We start from the raw sequence: 25,765 nt of genomic DNA on the forward strand, positions 1-25,765 counted from the left end.
GCCGGATCATGGGTCAGATCACACTTCAGGGCGTGCAGAAATCCTTCGGCCCGGTGCACATCATCAAGGGCGCCGACCTGGACATTGCCGACGGCTCGTTCGTGGTGTTCGTCGGCCCCTCCGGTTGCGGCAAGACCACGCTGCTGCGGCTGATCGCGGGGCTCGAGGACGTCAGCGGTGGCAAGATCCTGATCGATGGCAAGAACGTCGTCGACACGCCGCCGGCCAAGCGCGGGCTGTCGATGGTGTTTCAATCCTACGCGCTCTATCCGCATATGAGCGTGCGCGGCAATATCGGCTTTGGCCTGAAGATGGCGGGGCTGCCGAAGGGCGAGATCAATCGCAAGGTCGAGGCGGCCGCCGCGACGCTGAACCTCACGCCCTATCTCGACCGTAAGCCGCGCGAGCTCTCCGGCGGCCAGCGCCAGCGTGTCGCGATCGGCCGCGCCATCGTCCGCGAGCCCAAGGCGTTCCTGTTCGACGAGCCGCTCTCAAACCTCGATGCCGCGCTGCGCGTCCAGATGCGCATCGAGGTGACGCGGCTGCAGAAGCAGCTCGGCACCACCGCGATCTACGTCACCCACGATCAGGTCGAGGCCATGACCATGGCCGACAAGATCGTCGTGCTCAACGGCGGCAAGATCGAGCAATACGGTTCGCCGCTGGAGCTCTATGAGCGGCCCGCCAATCTCTTCGTCGCCGGCTTCATCGGCTCGCCCAAGATGAATTTCGTCACCGGCGAGCTTGCCTTGCAGCGCGGTGCCGCCACGATCGGCGTGCGTCCCGAGCATCTGAAGATCGAGCGCGACGGCGCCGGCGGCTGGCAGGGCACGATTTCGGTCGCCGAGCATCTCGGCAGCGACACCTTCCTTTACGTCGATGCCGGCCCGCTCGGCATGTTGACGGCGCGCTACATCGGCGAATTGAGCCTGCACGCCGGCGACCGCGTCTCGCTGGTGCCGGATCCCCAGCGCATTCACCGCTTCGACGATGGCGGCAACGCCCTTCGCGGCTAACAAGAAACGGCAAGACAACGGATAGACACCATGTACCTGGAAAAATTCAAGCTGAGCGGCAAGACCGCGTTCATCACCGGCGGCGGGCAGGGCATTGGCCTTGGCTGCGCGGAGGCGCTGGCCGAGGCCGGCGCGAAGGTCATCATCGGCGACCGCGACAGCAAGGTCGCCGACAGCGCGAAAGCCGAGCTGAAAGCGAAAGGTTACGACGTCGAGACCGCGATCATGGACGTCACCGACACCAAACGTGTGGCCGAGGTCGCGAACGACCTCGTCGCCCGCCACGGCAAGGTCGATATCCTCGTCAACAATGCCGGCATTGCGCGCAGCGAGACGCCGGCCGAGACCGTCACCGACGAGCACTGGCTCAACGTCATCGACGTCAATCTCAATGGCACCTTCTGGTGTTGCCGCGAGTTCGGCAAGCACATGCTGAAGGCTGGAAGCGGCGCCATCGTCAATGTCGGCTCGATGTCCGGCTTCATCGTCAACAAGCCGCAGGAGCAGTGCTTCTACAATGCTTCCAAGGCCGCCGTGCACCATCTCACCAAGTCGCTGGCCGCCGAATGGGGCGCGCGCGGCATCCGCGTCAATGCGGTGGCCCCGACCTATATCGAGACGCCGCTCAACGCCTTCGTGAAGAGCAATCCGAAGATGTACGATGCCTGGATCGGTGGAACCCCGATGGCACGGATGGGGCAGGTCGAGGAGATCGCCTCCGTCGTGCTGTTCCTCTCGTCCGAGGCCGCAAGCCTGATGACCGGCAGCATTGTGCTGGTGGATGGCGGCTACACTTGCTGGTAGGCTTGCGTCGAGACTGACGGAAAGCGACCGGGAGCGACAATGCCGCGAGCGTATATCGGCGTCGACGTGGGGACCACGAGCACGCGGGCAGGGGTGTTTGACGAGGCCGGTACTTTGCTCGCCACGGCCAAACATCCGATCCGGATCTGGTACGAGGCCGGTGACATCGTCGAGCAGTCCTCGCAGGACATCTGGGAGGCCTGCGTCAAATCGGTGCGCGCGGCGATGGCGGAAGCAGCGATTGCGCCGGGCAGCATCGGCGGCATTGGTTTTGACGCCACCTGTTCCCTTGTGCTGCTTGATCCGCGGGGCGAGCCGCTCACCGTCAGCGCGTCCGGCGAGGCGCAGCGCAACGTCATCGTCTGGATGGACCACCGCGCCACGGCCGAGGCGCGGCTGATCAACGAGACCGAGGATGCCGTGCTGCGCTATGTCGGCGGCGCGATCTCACCGGAGATGGAGATGCCGAAGCTGCTCTGGCTGAAGCGGCATCTGCGCGCGAGTTTCGACGCCGCGGGTCACTTCTTCGATCTGGCCGACTATCTGACCTGGCGCGCGACCGGTTCGCTGCAGCGCTCGACCTGCACCGTCACCTGCAAGTGGAACTATCTCGCCCATGACGGCGGCGGCTGGAGCGCGCCGTTCTTCAAGCGCATCGGCCTGTCCGACTTCGTCGCCGAAAAATACGCCCGCATCGGCACCGACATCGTTGCGCCGGGTACGCCACTCGGCGCAGGTCTCACGCCGGTAGCCGCAGCCGAGCTCGGCCTGACCCTGGGCACCCCGGTCGGCGCCTCCCTGATCGACGCCCATGCCGGCGGCATCGGCGCGATCGGCGGGCGCGACGGGGCGGGCGGCGCGAGCGATGTCAGCGACCGTCTCGCCTACATCATGGGAACGTCGGCCTGCATCATGGCGACGACGAAGGAGCCGTGCTTCGTGCCGGGCGTGTGGGGGCCTTATTACTCCGGCATGGTTCCGGAGTTCTGGCTCAACGAAGGCGGCCAGTCGGCGGCAGGCGCTGCAATCGATCATCTGCTCAAGTCGCATCCAGGCCACACTGATGCGAGCGCGGCGGCGCGCAGCGAGGGCCTCGACCTCATCGACTTCCTCGAGCGTCGTATCATCGCGCGCGCAGGCGATGCCAGCCGCGCGGCGCTGCTGGCGCGCGACGTCCACGTCCTGCCCGAATTCATCGGCAACCGCTCGCCTTATGCCGACCCCGACACGCGCGCGGTGATCGCCGGCCTCGATCTCGACACCGACATCGCCTCGATGGAGCGGCTGTTCGTTGCCGGCCTCTGCGGTCTTGCCTACGGGCTCGCCGAGGTAATCGAGGCTTTTGCCGCTCATGGCGTGCGCTCGAACATCATGATCATGGGCGGCGGTGCCAGCCGCAGTCCTTTGGTGCGGCAGATCATGGCGGATACCACCGGTCTCACGGTCGCGTTGCCGCAGACGAAGGAGCCGGTGCTGCTGGGCGCCGCGATGCTGGGCGCGGTGGCCGGCGGTGCCTATGCCACCATCGGCGAGACCATGGCCAAGATGTCGGCGCTGGGACGCAAGAGCGAGCCGACCGCGCCGGACATGGCCGCGTTTCACGCCCGCAAGCGCGAGGTCTACAAGCTTCTGCGCGAGGTCGATCGCGGCAGCCGCGCAGCGATGCGCAGCGTCGCGAGAGGTTGAAAGCCATGCTGATTGCCTGCGGCGATGCGCTGATCGATTTCGTGCCGACGCGAAACACGGAAGGGCGCGAGGCGGTGATGCCCGCGGTCGGCGGCTCCTGCCTGAACGTCGCGATCGGCATGGCGCGGCTGGGCGCGCCGACCGGGTTCGTCGGCGGCATCTCGACCGACCTGTTCGGGCGGATGATCGCCGACCACGCAAGCGCCTCGAATGTCGCGCTCGATCTCGCCACTCGCAGCGACCACCAGACCACGCTCGCCTTCGTCCGCATCGTCGCGGGCGAGTCGCATTACGCGTTCTACGATGCCGAGACCGCGACGCGGAACTGGACTTACCGGCGCGGGACAATTCCGTTCGATACGGTCGAGGCCGTCCATGTCGGCTCGACCACGCTCGTCAACGACCACGGCGCGGCCGAGGCCAAGGCGCTGATCGCAGACGCGCGGGCGTCATCCACGATCTCCTTCGATCCGAACTGTCGACCGAACCTCGTCAAGGACAAGCCGGCCTATCTCGCCCGCATGGCCGAGTTCGCGGGAAGCGCCGATCTCATCAAGATGTCGGACGTCGACTTCGCCTATCTCTTCGGCGACGAGCCGCATCACCAGCGCGCGAGCACGCTGCTCGCGCGGGGCGCGGGCCTCGTCGTCGTCACCCGGGGCAATCATGGCGCCGTCGCGTGGCACGCGGGGGCAGGGCAGATCGAAGTCGCCGCGCCCAAGGTCGAGGTGGCCGACACCATCGGCGCAGGCGACAGCTTTCAGGCGGCGCTGCTGTTCGCTCTGCACCAGCAGGGACGCATCGCCCGACCGCGATTGAAGGACATCGGCGCGGACGAACTCCGCCGCGCACTGTCCTTTGCCGCCAATTGCGCCGGGCTGACCTGCACCCGTCCGGGCGCCGATCCGCCCCGGAGCCATGAGATCGGCTGGAGCTGGTAGTCCACGTCACATCCGCGCGACGGCCTTTTCGGCGCATTTGAGGAAGGTTCCGATCAGCGGACTTTGGGAGTCCCGCCGCCAACAGACTGCGATGTCGAGGGAGTCGGTGACGTCACGCAGGGGTCTGAACACGACTCCGCGCGGCGCGCCGAGCTGTGCGCAGGCCGGCAGGATGGCGAGACCTTCGCCGGCCAGAACCAGGCTCATCGCCGAATGCACCGTCTCCACCCGGCTGGCGATCGGCATCACCACCTGGTGCCGACGCAACAAGGGGACGACCGCGGAGGAGGCGGGCCCATGGTCCGGATGCGGGAGTGCGATCAGCGGACGGCCCTGCAGCCGGGCCATCGGCACGGAGCTCAAGCGGGCGAGTGGCGAGCGGATCGGCATGGCCAGCATGAAAGGCTGTGCACCGATCTTTGCCACCTGTATCTCGGGATGATTGATTGCAGGCATGCACAGCGCGACCGTGACGCTGCGGTCGAGCACGCGGGCCTCGCGCGTCGAGGCGCTGAGCTCGGCGAAGCCGAGGTCGACGCCGGGAACCGCGCGGCGCAGTTCGGGGATGAGCCGCGGCAGCATCGCATTCGCCAGCACGAACATGTAACCCACCGACAGCCGGCCGCGCCGTCCCGAAGCAACCGCGCGCGCGGCTTCGGCGCCGTCGGCCGCCAGCGCCAGCGCTTCGCTGGCGCGCGCCAGCAACGCCTGGCCCGCCTCGGTCAGATCCATGCCACGGGTGCCGCGGCGGAACAGCGGCGCGCCGATCTCGGCCTCGAGCTTGCGGATCTGGACCGAGAGCGGCGGCTGCGCCATCCGGAGCCGCTCGGCGGCCTTGCCGATGCTGCGCGCCTCGGCGACGGCGACGAAATAGCGGAGCCGGCGAAGATCCATTGGCATACCGAGAGCGTATGGGTTGGCGACAAAAATCGTATTGGACGGCGAGTTAACAAAACTGTCATTCTCGCTGTCAATGTCTTCGGGCCAATGGCGGCCCGCTTCGGAGCGTGATGTGACGATGAACGGCGATCCCTGTCTCTTGTCCGCAACCGAGCTGCGCGGTCTCATCGCGGCAAAGCGGATTTCGCCAGTCGAGCTCACCCGCGCCGTGCTTGCCCGCGCCGAGGCGCTCCAGCCCGAATTGAATTGCTTCATCACTCTGTGCGGAGATGAGGCGATCGCAGCGGCACGCGAAGCCGAGCGCAAGGTGATGGCCGGCGAGCCGCTCGGCCTGCTGCACGGCATCCCCGTCACCGTCAAGGACATCGTCAACACCAAGGGCGTCAAGACCACCTTTGGCGCCGTTCCCTACAAGGACAATGTGCCGAACGAGGATGCCGTCGCCGTCGCGCGGTTGCGCAGCGAAGGCGCGATCCTGATCGGCAAGACCACGACGCCTGAGTTCGGCAGCAAGTGCCTCACCGATTCACCTTTGTTCGGCCGGACCCGCAATGCGTGGGACGCCTGCCGTTCCTCCGGCGGCTCCAGCGGCGGCGCGGCGGTGGCGGTGGCGAGCGGCATCGCGCCGCTCGCCATCGCGACAGACGGCGGCGGCTCGACGCGAATTCCGGCCGCCTGCAACGGCGTGGTCGGCCTGAAGCAGAGCAACGGCGTGATCCCGCACAGCCAGGCCCTCGACGTCTTCGGCAACCAGACCTATGTCACGCCGACCACGCGCACGGTCGCCGATACCGCGCTGATGATGCAGGCGATGGCTGGCGAGGACGCTTGCGATCCTTGGTCGATCGGCGTGCCCGTGCCCGACTTCATCGGCACCGCCGCCCCGCGCGGCGATTTGCGCGGGCTGAGGATCCTGTACTGCCTGACGCCGCCGGGCCGTCCGGTCTCCGCCGAAGTCGCCGCCAATTTCAAGGCGAGCCTCGACCGGCTGGCCGGGTTAGGCGCCGAGCTCGAGGAATTCTCCGGCGATGGTTTCGACATCGAGCCGATCTGGCGTGCCATCAACCACACGGTCTGGCGCACGCGCTTTGCAAAACTCGCGGCCGAGCACGGGGACGAGCTGAGCGAGGCCTTCCTCAAGCAGCTCGCGCTCGCGACCGAGGTCACCGGCGTCGACTACCAGGAGGCGATGTTCGCGCGCACCGCGTTGTTCCGTCGCGTACAATCGATGCTTGCGCGCGGTCACTTCCTGGCGATGCCGACCCTGACGCGCACCGCGCTGCCAATCAAGCAGGACCTGTTCGGCAGCATCGAGATCGATGGTCGGCATTTCGACAGCGTCCGGCCGCACTGGTTCCCCTGGACCATGCCCTTCAACATGACCGGCCATCCCGCGATCAGCCTTCCCTCAGGCTTTGCCCGCGACGGCCTGCCGATCGGGCTTCAGCTCGTCGGCCGCTTCCGGGCGGACGCAGAATTGCTGCGCGTGAGCGCATTGTTCGAGGCTTCAAGCGATCTTCTGTCCCGCTGGCCGGCTTGAGGAGATGGGCATGCAGCACAGGGCTTGGGTGCAAAGGACTTGCCTCCGGCGTCCGGACATGTTGATCGTGCCGCGGGTAAGCCCTGAAGCCGAGCGCGCATGAGCGTCTTTGTCCTCCGACGACTGTTGACCTTGCTGGCGACGCTGGTCGGCGCGTCGCTGATCATCTTCCTGGTGCTCGACGCGCTGCCCGGCAATGCCGCGCAGATGCTGATGGGCGCCGACGCCTCGCCGGACGCGGTCCGCGCGCTCACCGCCAAGCTCGGGCTCGACCAGCCGCTGGCCGTTCGCTACCTGCAATGGATCAAGGGCCTCGCCGTCGGCGATCTCGGCAACTCCTATGTCTACGGCACCCCGGTGGCCAGCCTGATCGCGGAGCGGCTGGTGCTCACCATTCCGCTCGCGATCATGGCGATGACGATCACGGTGACGCTGGCGCTCTCGGCCGGCATCTACACCGCCGCCAACCACAACAAGCTCGGCGATGTCGGTGTGATGTCGCTGACCCAGGTCGGCATCGCGCTGCCGAACTTCTGGTTCGCGATCCTCCTGGTGCTGCTGTTCGCGGTGCGGCTGCAATGGCTCTCGGCGGGCGGCTTTGGCGGCTGGGAGGACGGCATCTGGCCAGCGATCAAGTCACTGCTGCTGCCGGCGATCTCGCTTGCCGTGGTGCAGGCCGCGATCCTTGCGCGCGTCACGCGATCGGCCGTGCTCGAAGTGCTGCGCGAAGACTTCGTCCGCACCGCACGCGCAAAAGGCCTCGGTAAGCGCGAGGTTCTGTGGAGCCATGTGCTGCGCAACGCCATGATCCCCGTGATGACGGTGATGGGGCTGCAATTCGCCAATCTGCTCGCCGGCACCATCGTGATCGAGAACGTGTTCTACCTGCCCGGCCTCGGCCGCCTGATCTTCCAGTCGATCGCCAACCGCGACCTGATCGTGGTGCGGAACTGCGTGATGCTGCTCGCTGCCATGGTCGTCATCGTCAACTTCGTGGTCGATGTGCTCTACGCCATCATCGATCCCCGCATCAAGGTTCACGACCTGTGAGTGATCCGCTCGCCACCGCAGTTGGATTGCCGACAGCCGTCGCGCCGGCGCGCCCCGCCACGGGCTTTTGGCGGAGGGCGCTGCGGCATCGCAGCTTCGTGCTCGGTGGCGTGTTGGTGCTTGCCGTGATCGGTTCTGCGCTGCTCTCCCTGGTCTGGACGCCGTGGTCGCCGTACGAGATCGACATCGCCTCGAAGCTCAGGCCGCCCTCGGCATCGCATTGGCTCGGCACCGATTCCTTCGGCCGCGACATCGTCTCGCTGCTGCTCGCCGGCGCCCGCTCGACCATCATGGTGGGTGTCATCGCCGTCAGCATCGGTCTCACCTTCGGCGTCACGCTGGGCCTGATCGCCTCGGCCCGGCGCGGCTGGACGGAGGAGATCATCATGCGCTTTTCCGACTTCACCTTCGCCTTTCCGGCGGTGCTCTCCGCGATCATGCTCGCGGCGGCGGTGGGGCCGGGCATGGTGACATCGATCGTCGCGATCGGCATCTTCCAGATCCCGACGCTGACCCGGCTGACGCGCGGCTCGGCCAACGCGATCTGGGCCCGCGAATTCGTGCTAGCCGCGCGCGCCGCGGGCAAGGGGCGCTTCCGCATCACCATCGAGCACGTGCTGCCGAATATCCTGTCGATCCTGATCGTACAGGTCACGATCCAGTTCGCGCTGGCCATTCTCGCCGAAGCCGCGCTGTCCTATCTCGGTCTCGGCACGCAACCGCCGCAGCCGTCCTGGGGACGGATGCTGAACGACGCGCAGACGCTGCTGTTCCAGTCGCCGATGCTCGCGGTCTATCCGGGCGCGGCGATTGCCGTCGCGGTGCTCGGCCTCAATCTCCTTGGCGACGGATTGCGCGACCTGCTCGATCCCAGACTGGCGCGGGAGCGATGATGATGGGCGAGCGCTCCACCATGCCGCTGATCGCAGTCGAAAATCTCGGCGTCCGCCTCAACACCAGCCGCGGGCCGGCGCAGGCGGTGCGCGGCGTTAGCTTCTCCCTCAAGCGCGGCGAGACGCTCGGGCTCGTCGGTGAATCCGGTTGCGGCAAGTCGGTCACGGCGATGTCGCTGATGGGCCTTTTGCCTGACAGCGCGGTCGTCACCGGCAGCATCAAGCTCGACGGCGCCGAGCTCGCCGGGCTGCCGGATGCCGATTACTGCCGCCTGCGCGGCAACCGCGTCAGCATGATCTTCCAGGAGCCGATGACCGCGCTCAATCCGATGCACACGATCGGCAACCAGGTCGCCGAGCCGCTGCGCCGGCACAAGAAATACTCAGTGGCGCAGGCGCGGCGCGAGACCATCGCCTTGCTCGACCGCGTCGGGTTGCCCGATCCGGCGCGTCGCGTCGATGCCTATCCGCACCAGTTCTCCGGCGGCCAGCGCCAGCGCATCACCATCGCGATGGCGCTCGCCTGCGAGCCGGATCTGTTGATCGCGGACGAGCCGACCACCGCGCTCGACGTCACCATCCAGGGCCAGATCCTCGACCTCATCGCCGATCTCGTCGAGGAGCGCGGCATGTCGATGATCCTGATCTCGCACGATCTCGGCGTCATCGCCGAGAACGTGCAGCGCATGATGGTGATGTATGGCGGCACCGTGGTCGAGAGCGGGCCGACCGACGAGGTGTTCCGCCGCATGGGCCATCCCTACACGCAGGGCCTGTTCCGCGCCCGGCCGAAGCTCGGCGCGCGCAAGGGGACGCGGCTGAAGACGATCTCGGGCACGGTGCCGGAGCTTGCCGATCTGCCGTCCGGCTGCACCTTCTCCGATCGGTGTCCGCTCGTGATCGATCAATGTCGCGCCGTGCTTCCGCCGATGGTGGATGTCGGCCCGGGCCACCTCGTGCGCTGCATCCGAACGGATGTCTCCATGGCCGAGCGCGTCGGAGCGCTGACCGCATGACCGCCGCGCCTCTCCTCGACGTCAAGGATCTCGAGCAGCGCTATATGCTGCCGCGCGAAAGCCTGTTCCGTCCGCCCGGGCAGGTGCGCGCGCTCAACGGCGTCAGTGTGCAGGTCCAGGCCGGCAAGAGCCTCGGCATCGTCGGCGAGTCGGGCTCGGGCAAGTCGACCTTCGCGCGGGTCGTGATGGCGCTGGAGCGGCCGACCTCGGGGCAGGTCGCACTGCTCGGCCGCGATCTCAATCGCCTCCCGGCCGACGAGCTGCGCCGCGCCCGTCGCGATTTCCAGATGGTGTTCCAGGACCCCTATGGCTCACTCGACCCGCGCCAGACCATCGCGCGGATCGTCGCCGAGCCGCTGACCGTGCTGGAAGGCGCTGACCGCACCACCTTCCGCGACCGCGTCGCCGCGGTGTTGCACCAGGTCGGCCTGCGCGATGCCGACATGGACAAATATCCGCACGAATTCTCCGGTGGCCAGCGCCAGCGCATCGCGATTGCGCGCGCGCTGATCACCCAACCAAAACTGATCGTCGCCGACGAGCCGGTCTCCGCGCTCGACGTCTCCGTGCAGGCGCAGGTGCTGAACCTGATGCAGGACCTCCAGGAGCAGTTCGGCCTCAGCTACATCCTGATCAGCCACGACCTCGCCGTCGTCGACTATCTCTGCGACGAGGTCGTGGTGATGTATCTCGGCCGCATCGTCGAGCAGGCCCGGCCAGAGGATCTGTTCGAGCGCTGCGCCCATCCCTACACGCGGGCGCTGCTGGATGCCGTGCCGCGGGCGCGCGCAGGCGGCGGCCGGCGGCGGCGCGGGGCCCAGGCCATCGCCTCGCAATCGGCGGCGGCGACCGGATGTCCCTATGCCGCGCGCTGCCCGCTTGCCGACCAGCATTGCCGCGAGGCGTTGCCTGAGTTACGCAAGATGGGCGAGGGGCACCTTGCCGCCTGCCACAAGGCCGAGGCCGTGATGGCATTGCCGCAGACGGTGATGGAAGGTTAGTGTCCGGACCAGGATTGGCGTTAAGCTGAAGACAACAGCAGGCCGGGGAGTTACGAGATGTTCAGGAAACTATCGATCGTCGCATTTGTTGCTGCGCTCATCGCGGCGCCTTTGCCGGTGCTGGCGCAGAGCAAGAAGGACAGCGTCGTCATGGGGATGACGCTGGAGCCGCCGGGGCTCGACCCCACCAACGCCGCCGCGGCTGCGATTGCCGAAGTCACGCTCTACAACATCTATGAGACGCTGACCAAGATCAACGAGGACGGCTCCACCTCTCCGCTGCTGGCGGAGAGCTGGACCGCCTCGCCCGATCTGAAGACCTATACGTTCAAGCTGCGCAAGGGCGTCAAATTCCACAATGGCGAAGCGTTCGATTCCGCGGCGGTGAAGTTCTCGTTCGAGCGCAACGCCGCACCGACCAGCACCAACAAGGACAAGAGCCTCTACCAGGCGTTCGAGAAGGTCGAGGCACCTGATGCCGACACGATCGTGATCACCATGAAATATGGCGAGCCGAACCTGCCGTTCCTGCTCGGGCAGGCGAGCGGCTCTGTCGTCGAGCCGAAGAGCGCGGCCACGAATGTCACGCAGCCGGTCGGCACCGGACCCTATCAGCTGGGCGCCTGGGCCAAGGGCTCCTCGATCACGCTCAACAAATGGGCGGACTATCGCAACGCCTCCGGGATCAAGCTGTCGAAGGTGACAATCCGCTTCATCTCCGATCCGGCCGCCCAGGCCGCAGCGCTGCTCTCAAATGACGTGGACGCATTTCCGCGCATCGCGACCCGCGTCGTCGCTCAGTTCAAGTCTGATCCGCGCTTCACGGTGCTGATCGGCGGCTCCAGGGCCAAGACCATCGTGGCCATCAACCATCGGAAGAAGCCGCTCGACGACGTCCGCGTTCGCCGTGCCATCCTCGCCGCGATCGACCGCAAGGCATTGATCGACGGTGCCGTCGAGGGGTTCGGCACGCCGATCGGCAGCTTCTACACACCGGGATCACTCGGTTATGTCGACACCACCGGCGTCAACCCCTACGACCCCGAGAAAGCCAAGAAGCTGCTGACCGAAGCGGGGGTTACCACGCCGCTGGAATTGTCATTGAAGCTGCCGCCACCGCCCTATGCGCGGCAGGGCGGCGAGATCGTCGCGGCCCAGCTGGCCAAAGTCGGCATCATCGCCAAAATCGAGAACGTCGAATGGGCGCAATGGCTGTCGCAGGTGTTCGCCGGCAATGGTCCGCACAATTTCGATCTGACCATCGTCAGCCATGTCGAGCCGTTCGACCTCGTCAAGATCACGGAGCCCGACTACTATCTCGGCTACAACAACGAGGCCTTCAACGCGCTCTACAAGCAGATCGTCTCGACGCCGGACGAAGCCGCTCGCGCAAAGCTGCTCGGCGACGCCCAGCGCATGCTGGCGACCGATGCAGTCTCGGCTTACCTGTTCCAGCCGCAATGGCCCACCGTCATCAACAAGAAGCTGAAGGGCGTCTGGAAAGAAGTCCCGCAGTTCGAGAACGATTTCTCGGCGTGGGCCTGGGAGTAGGGGCTGCATTGAGGCTGCATCCGTTGGCATGCCCTCTCCGCTCGTTGGAGAGGGCAGCTCCAAACAAAAGACCTGAAAAACAACCCCATGCACAGTAGCCGGGCGTAGTCATTTCAATGGCTTGCGCGTTGCGCCGCGCGCGGTCGAGGCGATGTGCCGAGACGTTGACCCGTCGGGCAAAACACTGGCATGATGCCATCGTCGCGGTCTCGTGGTCAGGGACGCGCCGTCAGGCGAGGCAGCCGTGCAGAAGCCATCCCGCCGCGATGCCGGCATCGCCGCGGCGCCGATCTCCCTAGAGCTCGATCATGCGTCAATGAGCGATATCGCTCATGCTTTGGCCAGTGGGCATGTCACTGCCACAGCGTTGGTCAAAGCCTATCTCGCGCGCATTGCCGCCTACGACCGCGACGGGCCCAAGCTCAACGCGGTGCGCGCACTCAATCCCGATGCGCTCGCGGTCGCGGGCAAGCTCGACGGCACCAAGCCCTCGGCCAAGCGGCCGCTGGCGGGCATTCCGATCCTGGTGAAGGACAATATCGCGACGGGCGATGAGCAGCCGACCACGGCGGGCTCGCTGGCGCTGGAAGGTGCGCGCGCCCGGGACGATGCGACGATCGTCAAGCTGCTACGGAACGCCGGCGCGGTGATCCTCGGCAAGGCGAACCTGACCGAGTTTTCCAACATGCTCGCGATCGACATGCCCCACGGCTACTCGTCGCTGGGCGGTCAGGTGAAGAACCCCTATGCGCCAACGCTGGTCGACGATCACGGCAACCCGATCGTATCCCCGGGAGGCTCGAGCGCGGGTTCGGCGGTCGCGGTGGCGGCAGGTTTGTGTGCGGCCTCGGTCGGCACGGAGACCTCGGGCTCGCTGCTGTTCCCGGCCAGCCAGAATGGCGTCGTCACCGTGAAGCCGACGGTCGGGCTGATCAGCCGTGCCGGCATCGTGCCGATCGCGCATAGCCTGGACACCGCGGGGCCCATGACACGCAACGTGCGCGATGCGGCGCTGCTCCTCAACGTGCTGGCGGCAAAGGACCCGCTCGACCCGGCGACGCAAGAGCAGCGACGGCCCGCCGATTACACCGACGGCCTCAGCGCTGACGCCATGAAAGGCGCGCGTATCGGCGTGCCGAGCGACCCGGCCGACCCGCTGAACGATCCATTCTACCGCAAGCTGCCACCCAAAGGAGCGGAGGCGATGGCCGAGGCGATCAAGGTGCTGGAGGATCTCGGCGCCGCGATCGTGCGCGCCAGCATGCCGACCGCCGGCTGGATGAGCGGACCAGGTACGATCATGGCCGTGCTCAACCGCAATCCGCTGAGCCCTAACAAGGGCAATGCAGTCACGCAGCGGATCGTCTTTCTCTACGAGCTGAAGCGAGATCTCAACCTCTACCTGCGGGACTGGGCGACCAACACCGCCATCAAGACCATGGCCGACATCGTGGCCTTCAACGCGGCGAATGCAGGCAAGGCGCTCCGTTTCGGCCAGGACCTGTTCCTCGCCGCCGACCTCACCCGGGGCGACTTGCGCGAACGCGAGTACAAGTCGGCACTTGCCATGGACCTGCTCAGCGCCCGGACCCGCGGCATGGATGCCTACATGAACCGGCACAAGCTGGACGCTGTGCTGTTTCCCGGCAGCCCAGGCGCCGCAATCGCCGCCAGGGCAGGCTATCCCAGCGTCATGGTGCCGTGCGGCTTCGTCGCCGGGGTCGACGGCAAGGACACGCCCGACTATCCGCTCGGCGTCACCTTCGCAGGCCGCGCGTGGAGCGAGCACAAGCTGCTGCGTCTGGCCTACGCCTATGAGCAGGCCTCCGATATGCGCAAGCCGCCGCCCGGCTTGCCGGCGCTCTAGACTTCACTGCTCGCGCTTGTCTGCGAGCAAGTGCTCGGGGTGCGCATGTACCGACAAATCGGATGTCTGCTTTCTCAGGTAGAGCGGACACGTGGTCCCGCCCGCGGAAGGTCGCCTTGTGACCCTAAGCGGACCTTTCAATGCGATGTATTCCATTTATCGGCTCGAAACGACCTCCAGCTAAGTCTTGCCCTGTAGAGGTGCCCCTTGGGATTTACGAGTAACGTCTACGTCGATGTTCTGATTTATCAGCTTCCACTCTATGCTGTCGTCGTGGGGTGCGGCTACGCTTCCTGGCTCGCAGTCAACCGGCGAAAGCATTTGCTCGCCCTATTTCTTGCCGTGGCAGCCATTTTTCCCCTCGTGAGCTACGTCTATGCCATCGCCGATGCCCGTTTTGTGGCTCCTAACGCGCGTAAGGCTGAGGTGGCATCTTGGCCACGGGAGAGGATCACTCCCGATAATAGGCCTCACGTATTTCTCACTACATGGATGAACTTCGGCGGTTCAATCGCGAAAGTGCTGGTTGAACTTGCTCGTTTCGAGAGAGCCTACGGATTGATTGGTGATGATTGGTACTCTTTCGAACGAGTAGCAGGTTCCGCATGCGCCGAGCCTCACTACAATGCGCTGTCGCTCTATCGCCAAGACCAGGTTCGCAAATCAACCGCATGCGTCTCTGTTACAAAAGTTGGACGTCGGTTCGATAGTTTTCCGCAAATCGCGGAGCCACACCTGCGTTTGCTGACCGATGAGGCCGCCCCGTCACGCGACCAAAACGGCGGAAGGGTCTATAGCAGCAGCACTCTGGAGCTTAGACTGGTTTCAAGTGATCACAATAATCTCGTTTCCTTCTGGGAAGCCCCTTATTTCGATGCTCCTGCGTTCCCGCCGATATTCATGTATCGAGACATGGACTGGTCAAGAGAGTCCTTCCGGGCTGAGCACTTACCCCATCCCGAACCAATCAAGTTCGTCTTAGACGCTCTTGGCAACACCTAGAGCCGGCGAATTTCCGACAGCATCGAACCGCAGCCGGTGCCAACCCTATGTTCTGCTTCTGGCCCGTAGCAGACCGTGCCCGCCGCCCGTCGACGGTCCGGTGGCGCGTCAGCAGCATGTCCGCTTTGCGCCACAACAGACCGGTTCGGCCAGGTAGCACTTTGACCCCAAAGCATGCGAAAGCTCTGTCTTGTCCGGAACCTAGATCGCGCGGTTACTGCGGTAACTTCGTCACAAGTCTGCTAGCACCTTGCGAGCTTCCACGAGATCGCGCGTTTCTAAGCCCTCGCTGAACCAGCTGTAGATCGGCACAAGAGCGTCGCGCGCCTCTCGCCGCATGCCGCGTGACGCTTGCAGCCTGGCGCGCGCAATGCTTGCGCGAAGCTCGGGCAACTTTGCTCCCTGGGCCGCGGCGATTTTGATCGCAGTCTCGAACTCCGCGTCCGCTTGATTTCCCGCCTGTTCCCCGACTGTCAGCAACAGCAGTTCACCGCGCTCCCGGTGAAGCTCGACGGCGCACCAGCTCTCGAGACTTGCGTCCGCAATTGCGACCGCTTCGTCGATGATCCGAAGCCCGGTCGTGGCGTTTCCGGCCTTGCGATGAAGCGCGGCGAGCAAACCAAGATGGTGCGGAATGCGTAGTCCCGCGCTGGTTCGCCGGAGATCCTCAAGCCCAGCGTCAAAGTCCGCAAGACCTTCTTCAAGCCTGCCGGATTCAGCGATCGCCCAGGCGCGAACGAGGCTGGCCCATGCACCATAGTAGTCGAAGCGGTACTCGGTGCAGATGTCGCGTGACTCTGCAGCAGCCCTCAGTGCGGCATCGGGCTCTTGCCTGAATTGATATAGCATCGCCAGATAGTTGAGCGCGAGCGCGATGCTGAATGGATGTGAAATCTCACGCGCGACGGCGAGCCCTTTCTCAGCAATCCCAAGGCTACGAACGGGGTACCCGAGATGCCAGTCGCAATGGCTCATATAGGCGCGGCAGAATACGCTCATATCAATTCCGTAGACCTCGGAATAATAGCGGCCGCGGTATTCGCCGGCTTGTGCGCTTCTGTCGAGCCGGTCGCGTGAGACTTGAAACTGGCCGAGGTGGAACGAGAGCACTCCCGCAAGGTGATCGGCTTCGGCTTGACGTACGGGATCACCGCTCCGTTTCGCGAGCGCCTCCGTCTCCTCAACGAGACTTGTGACCTCGCGCAGGTTGGCGCGCACGTGATAGACGTGGCCGAGCCCCTTCAACGCGGCGGAGAGATCAGCCTCGCTCTGCAGCTCGCGGCTGAGCTCCTGTGCGCGCTGGAACGCCGCTTCTGCCTCGCGTGAAGCAAATCCTTTAGTTGCAATCAGTGGGCCGCCGAGCCCAAGCTGCAGGGCAACTTCGAAGCGCGAGCGTGATGCTCCGGGAGGAAGTGCTTGGGCGCAATCGAGCCCTGATCTCAGATGGGCAATTGCCTCCATATTCGCCGATCGGGTGGCTGCGAGGCGACCGGCCCTTATCCAGTATGGAATGGCCTTCTCGGCCAATCCCGCCTCGCCAAAGTGACGGGCGACCAGCTCCGGCTGCGCCTCGACAAGTTGCGGAAAGACCGCTTCGATCGATGTGGCAATCCGCGCGTGCAGCTCCTGGCGGCGCCGCTTGAGCAGGCTTTCGTAGGCGGCATCGCGCACCAGAGCATGCTTGAAGACATAGGTAGCGGCAGGCGCGAGACCGCGGCGGAAAACGAGCTCTGCCGCTACCAGGCGGTCAAGCGCCGCAGTGAGCTCCCCCGCTGGCATCGAAACGACCGCAGCAAGCAATTCGTGATCGAACTCGCGGCCGATACAGGCTCCGATCTGAGCGACCTCCTTGACTGGAGCAAGACGGTCAAGCCGCGCCATCAACGAATCGTGCAGCGTCGCCGGGATCGCCAAGGACGGGAATGCGCCGGCGAGGACGTAGCGAGCGCCGGTGTAGCGGAGGATCCCGGCTTCAAGAACGGCTTTCGTGAGCTCCTCGGTAAAGAGCGGCACACCCTCGGTCCGCGCCAGAATCTGGTCGAGGACCTCGGCTGGAAGCGATTTGCCTTCGGTGATCCGGTCGACGAGTACAACCACCTGCGCCTGTGGCAGGCGGTTTAGCATGAGCAACGTGACGTGCGGAAACCGGGTCCATGGCGGCGGGAGCTCCGGGCGGAATGTGGCGACGACCAGCACTGGCAGGTCCTGAAGACGATCCACGATCTGGTCGAACAGCTCGCGCGAGGTGGGATCGAGCCAGTGCGCATCTTCAAGCACCATCAGCACCGGGCCGCGAGCGGCAAGTCGATCGAGTCGGGCCAGGAATGTGCGGAACAGGAGAGCCTTCCTTTGCTGCGGCGACATTTCTGACTGGCTGCTCGGCCTCTCATTTGGAATGCCGAGCAGATCGGCCATAAGCTGGATTGCATCGCTAGACAGCCCTTCGCCGTTTTCGCCAAGGAGTAACTCGAGGCGCTTGAGCCGTGTTTCTGCGGCATCCTCAGGTGCGAACCGCGCCTCCCGCTCGAGCTGCGAGATGAAGGGAAAGAGGGGACTGTTCAGGTGATGCGGCGAACAGGCGTAGCTAACCAGCGTGATTTGTTCGTCCTGTAGCCGTTCTCGCAGCGCGAGCACCAATCGCGATTTTCCGATTCCTGGCTCGCCAAAAATCAAGACGACCTGTCCAGCCCGTCCTTTGGCAAGCTGCCACCGTGACAGCATCAAATCGAGCTCCTCGCTGCGCCCGACGAGTGGCGTGATGTGGGCTCCGTGCAAAGCCTCGAACCTGCTTTCTGCCCGGCCTTCGCCGATGACCCGCCAAGCTTGCACCGGCTCGGCAAAGCCCTTGAGCCGAAGGGAACCGAGCTCAACAAATTCGAAGAGATCGCCGACCAGACGGCGCGTGCTGTCGGCGATAACGACCGTACCAGGCTCCGCAACCTGTTGCAGACGGGCCGCGAGATTAGGCGTCTCCCCAGTGACCGCTTCCTCCTTCGCAGCACCTTCCCCGAGCAGATCACCCACCACGACAAGCCCGGTGGCGATGCCGACGCGCGCTGCCAGCAGGCCTCCTGCGCCTGACGACATGCCGCTAACGGCTGTTGCGACCGCAAGTCCCGCCCGGACAGCTTGCTCTGCCGCATCTTCGCTTGCGCGCGGCCAGCCGAAATAGGCCTGCACTCCGTCTCCCAGAAACTTCGCGACGTGGCCCTCCAGTCGCGCAATCTCTCCCGCCACCGTGTTGGAGTAGGCCCGCATGACCTCGCGCAGCTCCTCGGGATCGAGACGGCGGCTGAGGTCGGTCGAGCCGACGAGGTCGACGAACATGAGCGTGAGCTGACGGCGCTCGACCGACGCGGGGGGCCGCGCCGCCGCCAGGTCCGCTGGTAGCAGGCCGATTGCATCGAGAAGCTTCCGCCGGTGGCCGACAGCCTGGACTCCAATCTCCTTGAGATCTTCAGCCGTCAGGTGGGGCAGGATCTCAAGGTCAACACCGTTGTCGCGAAACGTCTGCTCATAGGATTGCAGGCCCAGGCTGCGCAGCCATTCTCCGATATCCAACTTCGTCTCCGTAGCCCCCTCGATTACGGATCCCCTCCTCCTCTTATCAGGCGGCCGATCGCTGTGCGGCGGCCGGCCTGACGTTCTGGTTTAGCCTGAACAGGTTGCCGGGATCGTACTTGGCCTTCAGCGCGGCAAGACGAGCGTAGTTCGGGCCATAGGCGCCGGCTACACGATCGGTCTCGTCCTCCGGCATGAAGTTGACGTAGACGCCGCCGGTTGCGTGAGGCGCGGTCTCAGTAAAGAGCTCGCGCGCCCAGGCGATCGAACGTTGCTCATCCGCCGGATCGCGCCATCGCGTGTGAACGTTCATGACATACTTCGCATCGCGGTGAGGGAATGCCGTGGCGTCGACGGCCATGCGACTGGTGGCGCCACCAAGCTGACCGATGAAAATCTCGCATTCCGCGGTCGGCAGGCTTGTCGTATGGCTTGCCAGCGTGTCGAGGAGGCCATCGTTCAGCTCAACGAAATTGTGCGACTTCCAGTAATTATAGGCGCCGGGCGTGAGCAGTGGGTCAAACGCGGTCTGCCAAGCCGCGAAGGGTTGCATGCCGATCACGTCGGCGATCGGCTCTCCGAGGGCGCGCAACGGCTCCAATGCACGCTTGCCTTCGTTCTCATCTCCCGTGTAGCAGACGGCGAACGCGACAATCTCCTTGCCGTGAACCTCGGCTGGCAAGAACGGCAGCGGCGGCGCCTGCCTCAGCACCACCCACACCGTTAGTTCGTCGGGCGCCTTGGCGGCGACGTCGCGATAACCCGCGAGCAGCTCCTTCGCCCGCGCAAAGGGATGGATGATGAGGCCGGCCAGAACCATTGGGCCAACAGGATGCAGGCGGAACTCGAACGAACTCACCACCCCGAAATTGGCTCCGCCTCCGCGGAGCGCCCAGAACAGGTCGGTATTCTCGGCGATGCTCGCCCGAACAAGCTCGCCTTCGGCCGTCACCACGTTCGCCGAGATCAGATTGTCGGCGGCAAGCCCGAACTTGCGGCTGAGCCACCCAAAGCCACCGCCCAGTGTCAATCCCGCAACGCCGGTCGTCGAGTTGATCCCGAGCGGGGTCGCGAGGCCGAATGCCTGCGCCTCCTTGTCGAAGTCGCCAAGCGTCGCGCCCGGCTCTACTTGCGCGGTGCGGTGAAATGGATCAACCCTGACGGAGCGCATGAGCGAAAGATCAATTAAGAGCCCGCCGTCACAAACAGCATTGCCCGAGATGTTATGGCCGCCGCCGCGTACGGCGATCAAGAGGCCATGCGCAAGGGCAAAGCGTACAGCACGAATGATGTCAGCGGCCCCTCTGCAGCGCACGACCGCGCCTGGGTAGCGATCGATCATTGCATTCCAGATCGTGCGTGCTTCATCATAACCGGGCTCCTCGGCCAGACAGACGTTGCCTCGCAAGGTTTGGCGAAAGGCAGCAATTGCATCGCTTTCAAGCGTAATCGCCCCGCCCTGCAGCGAGGCCAGCCGGATCTCCGTCATGGTATCTCCTCCGTGACTAGTGGTCAGTATTGCGGCAGTCCGCTTCACGCTCTTGGACAGATCGGCAAAGGGGCGACCACCGCCCACGGCTCTTGCAACCTTGACGGCGCAGGATCGCCCGTTGCATGCCGTTCGACTTGCGAACGACAGATTTCCGCCTAGAGGTTAGTCCTCCGGCAAATCGAATGGTTCTGCGACAGAATGTCTCGCCAATGAGGAGCGCCTGGAAACCCGTGCCGGTACTTGCAAACGAAATCAAGAAAATCCGGTCCGCAGAGGGAACTTCGGGGCAGAAAGGATGGGTCCCTCTGGCTCCCATTGCTGAAGCCAACTCGCCGGCCGAAGTCCGTTTTGCGCTAGCAGCTGCCACTTCTCGCAATTCAGCTCCTGGCCCATTAGCGAAGTTGTGCCTCGTCCCGCGGAGGTGCGCTCATTGCGGCTAAGCGGACTAGATTTGCTCAACCTGAGTTCTTCGCAGTTTGACCCATTTGAGACTCTCGGATTTGCGCCGAGGACGTCCGCTAAGCAGCGCCGACCGGAAGCCCTAGCAGCGCGGGGCAGGCCGACGCGATTGAACAAAGCGGACCTTCGAAATCAGTCGGCTATGGTTCGGTACAGACGAAGAGATCGTTCTCCGGAAGACGACGGCGTCGGTCCGTTCAATATCGATTTGTCCCCGCGGTAGATCTAGTTTGACGCGCCCTCCGGCACCGTAGATTGCTGGAGTCACGCCGATATGCTTGGTGGCGGCTCGCACATCATGACCAGCCCTTACGCCTCTCTCGTGTCCCGGACGCGCGTGAACGCGCTTATGGTGCTGCGCTGCGTCCGGGGCACGAGACCTTCGTTTCCAGTGCGTTGCTCTCAAAGATTGCTGCTGCATCCGCGGCTCTAGTGTGAGGGGCTGCAGTTTAGCTCCCTAATCCTCCCGGCGGCGTCAAACGCAAGAAGCGCAGTCATGACGCCAGTGCTGGTGACGTAGGAGATGATGGTCCCGTCGTGCCAGGGATTGAGATCGTCCAATTGGCCTGCCGGATAGTCTCGGAGGCGATCGACCCAATAGGCACGAAGTGCCTCGCGACTGGTAATGGTTTTGACGCCGCTGCAGCCGCAGTGCACCACGGCATCTTCGGCATACATTTCCAAGATCGCCTCGATATCGCCCGCGCGGTAGGCATCCAGCCAGTCAATCGCAACGGCCATCGGGTCAAATGACATATTTCCCACCTATATGCCGTTAAAAATTTACTATTTTAGGTAGGGTTAATCCCGCTAAACCTCTTTATCCAATCGATTAATTGTTTTTTAATACCCGCACCCGGCCCCGGCCATATGCCGAAGCACATAGATGCCGGGCCGAGGCTGGGTCCATGTTGGATGTGACTGCCGATCAGGGGATATCCGCGCGCATCCGGCTCGTGATCGGAGATCGACAGCCGATCGTGCTGCAGGGGCTGAAATCGGTACTCGGGGCACAGGATGACTTCGACGTCGTCGCATCGTCCAGCGATGGGACGAGCTGTCTCGAGGCCATCCGGAATTTGACACCCGACGTCGCGCTTCTTGCCGACACCCTGCCAGATCTGACGGTATCCGAGATCCTCGCGATTGCGAAAGCTGAGAATCTTCCCACGCGCCTGGTGTTCTTTACCGAGTCCGAATCCAGCTACGATCTAACCGCAGCGATTGCTGCTGGCGCCTGCAGCGCAATCTCGAAGTCCGCCTCCCCCGGCACCATGCTGCGATCACTGCGACTGATGACGAAGCGCAGTGTGTCGCCCGAGCAGTTCGATCTCTCGCCAACCGGCACGGACACCGACGGCAAAATTGAAAAGATGCTGGAGCTACTGACGCACCGGGAGCGTCAAATTGTACGACTGGTGTCTGAGGGAATGTCGAACAAGGAGATCGCGCGCCAGCTGAACCTTTCCCCAGGGACAGTCAAAGTACACCTGTACAATATTTTTCAGAAGCTCGAGATCAGCAACAGAACTGTGCTCGCGACCCTCGCGTTGCTGCAGCGCCCCTCCGGCTTCGGCACGCTCGCGCTGGCCTTTCTGGCGATCGCCATTGCGGACGAACTCAAGGCGTCGGAAGCGAACGACATGCTTCCGGATGACGACAGCATCGGCCACGCGGGAGAGCACGCCGAACATGAGGCTTGGACATATGAGCCTTGGAAAAAAGCCATTCTCCGGCACCTCATCGTCTGGGAAACCGCCGAGACTCTCACCCAGAGAGACCTTTTTGCCAAACCGAGCCAAATCACGAGCCCGGCGGCGGCAACGGAGGCGCTGCACGCAGCTGAGCAATCCCTGGGCTCGAAACCGTGGAAAGACTACGGTTCTGTTGGGTCGAGCTCGCCCAATCTTGCTACGCCTTTGCTGCGAGGAATGAACGACACGCAGATTGGAGGCAACCCGACCCCGGAGCATCTATTCCCGCGGCTTGCTTCCAATCCGATGTCGCTTCAGGGAGGGTATGGCACTTTCGCTACTCTCGCCGGTGCGTTGATCTACGCACTGCACGACCCGCAGCTCGCCTTGCAGTCGCATGAGCTGGGTAAAGGGTCGATCGACAGCCTCGTGGCCGTCACCGGAGAGAATGCGCCCACAAAACTGGCCGCGATTAACGATGCCGGCGCTCATCATGTAGACAACTCAGCCCCGGCTTTCCTTGCGCACGGGCACCAGCTGCCTTCCGCGTTTGTGACCACTGGAAACGACGGCGTCGCTGGAGAAGGTGCTCGGGACCAAGTCAGCCATGGCGCTGTGAGCGACGCCGTGGCTGACAACCTCCAAAAACCTATTGGCTTGTTGGACTTTGGTCACGATGCCAGCATTGGCGGATATAGCCGCGATCAACTGATGGGCGGCAACGTCGTTGAAAACGCTGTTCATCGCTCCCCGATCGATTCCAATTCTACCTCTTCCGACGCCGTCTTTGATTTCGGATCCGGGTCGAGCAGGATCAATCTTGCGGCTTTCGGAGCCCTTGCCTGGCTGCATATGACAGCGGCAAGCAAGTCCATACCGCCACACACCCTCGCCTGGATCTACAACCCTGCAACCAATGAAACGATCGTCTATGTGAATCCGACCGATCATGTACTTGATATCGGGGATCGCGGCCTGGTGGAAATCCATCTGCAGGGGATCGTATCCATTGCGGGGTCGGATTTCGTCGGCCAGCCGGAAGGCGCGGCGGTCGCGATCACCTTGGAAGAGCTGGAAGGAGCGCTGATATCGATAGCCGCAACCGATGAGACTGTTCTGAGTGCGGACAATGTCCATGGCGGGGCGAGCGAGAGCGCAATCGGGACGGAGGGAGTCTGGAACAGAGTGGCCGACGACGGCTTGAGGTTTCAATTCGGGCAGACCCGGGCCGGCTCAGGGGCATCGACGAGGTTCAGAACCGTCACGAGCGATTCGGCGGATGCAACGGAAGAGAGCGATGGTGCCTCTGTCGTATCGGCTCGCGTATCATCAATCGCGCCTGCTTACAGCGCGACGGCTGCGGCAGTTGGAAACCTCGCGTTCAAGAGTGAGCCGATCAAGACGGACACCGGCATTTTGTCGACTGGGCCGAACGAGGCGGTCGGACCGAGCGTCGCAACGGCCGCGGGCACGGGCAACGGCAACTCGCAGCACGCTTCGGAGCCAGAGCCTGCGTCGGCTAAATCCGGCTCCAATCCGGGCAATGACGCCGAGCATCACGCACCGGCTTCGAACGCTGCGCCGGGGTCGGCGAAGACGGCAGAACCAGGCGGCGTGGAGCACGGCAAGTCCGGGCACTCAACCGCTGCAACAAGCGCGCCGGAAGCAGCCGAGATCGATCAGGGCGTGGCATCAGCCGCTAGCGCCGTCCGCGGCAACTCGCAGCATGCTTCGGAGCCAGGACCTGCAAAGGCAGCAGGCACGGATTCGATTGAAGCCGGCGTGAAACCGGGCAACGGCGCCGAGCATCGCGCTCCGGCTTCGGACGCTGCGCGAGGGCCAGCGAAGACGGCGGAACGAGGTGGCGTGGAACACGGCAATTCGGGGCACGACTCACACGCAGCCGCTGCAAGCGCACCAGCAGCAGCCGAGATCGTCGAACCGAGCATCGCAGGCGCCGACAGCGCGGGCCGCAGTAACTCGCACCACGCTTTGGAGCCAGGCTCTGCGAAGGCGGCGGCCGAAGCGAGGTCCACGCCGGACGACGGCGTCGGCAATGGCACTGAGCATCATGCCTCGGCTGCGGACGGTTCGCGCGGGGCAGCGAAGAAGGCAGAACCAGGCGACGGGGTCGAACATGGCAACTCGGGCCACGATCTACACCCAAGCTCTGCAAACGCACCGAAAGAAGCGGAAATCGTCGAACCGAGCGTCACAACAGCCGACGGCGCGGGCCGCGGTAACTCGCAGCACGCTTTGGAGCCAGGGTCTGCAAAGCTGGCAGCCACGGAGGTGACTGAAGCCGACTTCATCCCGGGCCACGGCATCGGCAATGGCGCCGAGCATCACGCACCGGCTTCGGACGGGGCGAGGGCGTCAGCGGCAGAGACGATGGCAGAACCGGTCGTCGCGGAACACGGCAACTCGGGGCACGGTCTACACCCAACCTCTGCAGACGCGCCGAAAGCCCCCGAGATCGTCGAACCGAGCATCGCAACGGTGGACAGCGGGGGCCGCGGTAACTCGCAGCACGCTTGGGAGCCAGGGTCTGCAAAGGTGGCAGCCACGGAGGTAACTGAAGCTGACGTCGTCCCGGGCAACGGCATCGGCAATGGCGCCGAGCATCACGCTCCGGCTTCGGACGGGGCGCCGGCGCCAGCGGCGGAGGCGATGGCAGAACCGGCCGTTGCGGAACACGGCAACTCGGGGCACTCAACCTCTGCAAACACGCCGGAAGGAGGCGAGATTGTCGAACCGGGCGTCGCAGCCGGCGGTGATGCTGGAGGCGGAAACGCGCAGCAGGCTGCGCAATCCGCTGCAACGGCATCAGAAGCCGCGCAGCCGGCTAAAGCTGTGTCCGGGATCGGCGGGGCAGATCAAGAACTGGTATTCCGCTTCGATGGCGAGACAGCTCCGTCCACTCTCGTCACGGTCGTCGAGCTTGAAGAACTGAGTGATCCTCTCGATCCGCACGTTTCGCTTCGTCACGAAGAAGACCTCGAGATGATCGTCAAAATGGTCCCTCATGCACTGGACGAACACGCGGCCAGCCACGGCAACAATGGTCCGCATCACGGCATCGTACCTGCGCCTCACGATTTGCTGATTTGAAACGTTGCATCGTCATTGACCGAAAGCCGCTCCGGCCCATGTCGCATTTTGCACGCCAGGGGTTCACATCTCCTGTAGTCAGCAGCGGTTGCCGATCAATCGTTGGTCTGGAATGAACGTGGGCGTGCGACGGCTGTTTTCGGCCATCTGTTGCTCGCGGAAGCATTGGTGAGAGGGGCGC

General features: G+C 64.2%; 17 protein-coding genes. 13 read left to right on the forward strand and 4 right to left on the reverse strand.

Annotation, left to right across the window (positions count from 1 at the left end; all coding sequences use genetic code 11):
• Positions 1 to 8: 8 nt before the first annotated feature.
• From JQ566_RS03370 to JQ566_RS03385, 4 genes are read left to right on the forward strand one after another with little or no spacing between them, the layout of a single operon-like run.
• Positions 9 to 1,016, forward strand: a complete 1,008-nt coding sequence (locus JQ566_RS03370) for an ABC transporter ATP-binding protein (protein WP_212369955.1) — start codon at positions 9 to 11, stop codon at positions 1,014 to 1,016.
• Between the two features lie 30 nt (positions 1,017 to 1,046).
• A complete protein-coding gene (locus JQ566_RS03375; RefSeq protein WP_212369957.1) occupies positions 1,047 to 1,820 on the forward strand; it encodes an SDR family NAD(P)-dependent oxidoreductase in 774 nt (257 codons plus the stop codon).
• 39 nt (positions 1,821 to 1,859) lie between these two features.
• A complete protein-coding gene (locus tag JQ566_RS03380; protein ID WP_212369959.1) occupies positions 1,860 to 3,506 on the forward strand; it encodes an FGGY-family carbohydrate kinase in 1,647 nt (548 codons plus the stop codon).
• 5 nt (positions 3,507 to 3,511) lie between these two features.
• A complete protein-coding gene (locus JQ566_RS03385; protein ID WP_212369960.1) occupies positions 3,512 to 4,447 on the forward strand; it encodes a carbohydrate kinase family protein in 936 nt (311 codons plus the stop codon).
• Between the two features lie 6 nt (positions 4,448 to 4,453).
• On the opposite strand, the gene JQ566_RS03390 is transcribed toward JQ566_RS03385, so the two are convergent.
• Positions 4,454 to 5,341, reverse strand: coding sequence for a LysR family transcriptional regulator (locus JQ566_RS03390; RefSeq protein ID WP_212369962.1), 888 nt, complete (start codon positions 5,339 to 5,341; stop codon positions 4,454 to 4,456).
• A gap of 124 nt (positions 5,342 to 5,465) precedes the next feature.
• Between JQ566_RS03390 and JQ566_RS03395 the strand changes: the two genes are divergently transcribed.
• The 8 genes from JQ566_RS03395 to JQ566_RS03430 all read left to right on the forward strand — a co-directional run bounded on the left by JQ566_RS03395 (position 5,466) and on the right by JQ566_RS03430 (position 15,267).
• The gene (locus tag JQ566_RS03395) at positions 5,466 to 6,887 is read left to right on the forward strand and encodes an amidase (protein ID WP_212371468.1); all 1,422 of its coding nucleotides are present in this window, start codon (positions 5,466 to 5,468) and stop codon (positions 6,885 to 6,887) included.
• A gap of 99 nt (positions 6,888 to 6,986) precedes the next feature.
• On the forward strand, positions 6,987 to 7,937 hold the full coding sequence (locus JQ566_RS03400) for an ABC transporter permease (protein WP_212369964.1): 951 nt from the start codon (positions 6,987 to 6,989) through the stop codon (positions 7,935 to 7,937).
• Entirely contained in the window at positions 7,934 to 8,830 is an 897-nt protein-coding gene (locus tag JQ566_RS03405) for an ABC transporter permease (RefSeq protein ID WP_212369966.1), read from the forward strand. The genes JQ566_RS03400 and JQ566_RS03405 overlap by 4 nt, the downstream gene beginning before the upstream one ends.
• Before the next feature lie 2 nt (positions 8,831 to 8,832).
• Positions 8,833 to 9,846, forward strand: a complete 1,014-nt coding sequence (locus tag JQ566_RS03410) for an ABC transporter ATP-binding protein (protein ID WP_212369968.1) — start codon at positions 8,833 to 8,835, stop codon at positions 9,844 to 9,846.
• Complete coding sequence (locus tag JQ566_RS03415; RefSeq protein WP_212369970.1) at positions 9,843 to 10,847, forward strand: ABC transporter ATP-binding protein; 1,005 nt, start codon at positions 9,843 to 9,845, stop codon at positions 10,845 to 10,847. Before JQ566_RS03410 ends, JQ566_RS03415 begins: the two co-directional genes overlap by 4 nt.
• Before the next feature lie 57 nt (positions 10,848 to 10,904).
• Positions 10,905 to 12,398 (forward strand): ABC transporter substrate-binding protein, encoded by a 1,494-nt coding sequence (locus tag JQ566_RS03420; RefSeq protein ID WP_212369972.1) that lies wholly within the window; start codon positions 10,905 to 10,907, stop codon positions 12,396 to 12,398.
• A gap of 244 nt (positions 12,399 to 12,642) precedes the next feature.
• On the forward strand, positions 12,643 to 14,265 hold the full coding sequence (locus JQ566_RS03425; protein ID WP_212369974.1) for an amidase family protein: 1,623 nt from the start codon (positions 12,643 to 12,645) through the stop codon (positions 14,263 to 14,265).
• A 207-nt stretch (positions 14,266 to 14,472) separates the two neighbouring features.
• Positions 14,473 to 15,267, forward strand: coding sequence for a hypothetical protein (locus tag JQ566_RS03430; protein ID WP_212369977.1), 795 nt, complete (start codon positions 14,473 to 14,475; stop codon positions 15,265 to 15,267).
• Positions 15,268 to 15,498: 231 nt separating this feature from the next.
• Here JQ566_RS03430 and JQ566_RS03435 read toward each other — a convergent pair whose 3' ends face one another.
• From JQ566_RS03435 to JQ566_RS03445, 3 genes are all read right to left on the reverse strand, one after another.
• The gene (locus JQ566_RS03435; RefSeq protein WP_212369992.1) at positions 15,499 to 18,828 is read right to left on the reverse strand and encodes an adenylate/guanylate cyclase domain-containing protein; all 3,330 of its coding nucleotides are present in this window, start codon (positions 18,826 to 18,828) and stop codon (positions 15,499 to 15,501) included.
• A gap of 46 nt (positions 18,829 to 18,874) precedes the next feature.
• Complete coding sequence (locus tag JQ566_RS03440; RefSeq protein WP_212369995.1) at positions 18,875 to 20,317, reverse strand: FAD-binding oxidoreductase; 1,443 nt, start codon at positions 20,315 to 20,317, stop codon at positions 18,875 to 18,877.
• A gap of 891 nt (positions 20,318 to 21,208) precedes the next feature.
• The gene (locus JQ566_RS03445; protein ID WP_212369998.1) at positions 21,209 to 21,535 is read right to left on the reverse strand and encodes a nuclear transport factor 2 family protein; all 327 of its coding nucleotides are present in this window, start codon (positions 21,533 to 21,535) and stop codon (positions 21,209 to 21,211) included.
• A gap of 152 nt (positions 21,536 to 21,687) precedes the next feature.
• On the opposite strand from JQ566_RS03445, the gene JQ566_RS03450 reads away from it, so the two are divergent.
• Positions 21,688 to 25,584, forward strand: coding sequence for a LuxR C-terminal-related transcriptional regulator (locus tag JQ566_RS03450; protein ID WP_212370000.1), 3,897 nt, complete (start codon positions 21,688 to 21,690; stop codon positions 25,582 to 25,584).
• Positions 25,585 to 25,765: the final 181 nt, after the last annotated feature.

The organism is Bradyrhizobium sp. SZCCT0231, from assembly GCF_018130245.1.
GTDB lineage: Bacteria > Pseudomonadota > Alphaproteobacteria > Rhizobiales > Xanthobacteraceae > Bradyrhizobium > Bradyrhizobium japonicum_F.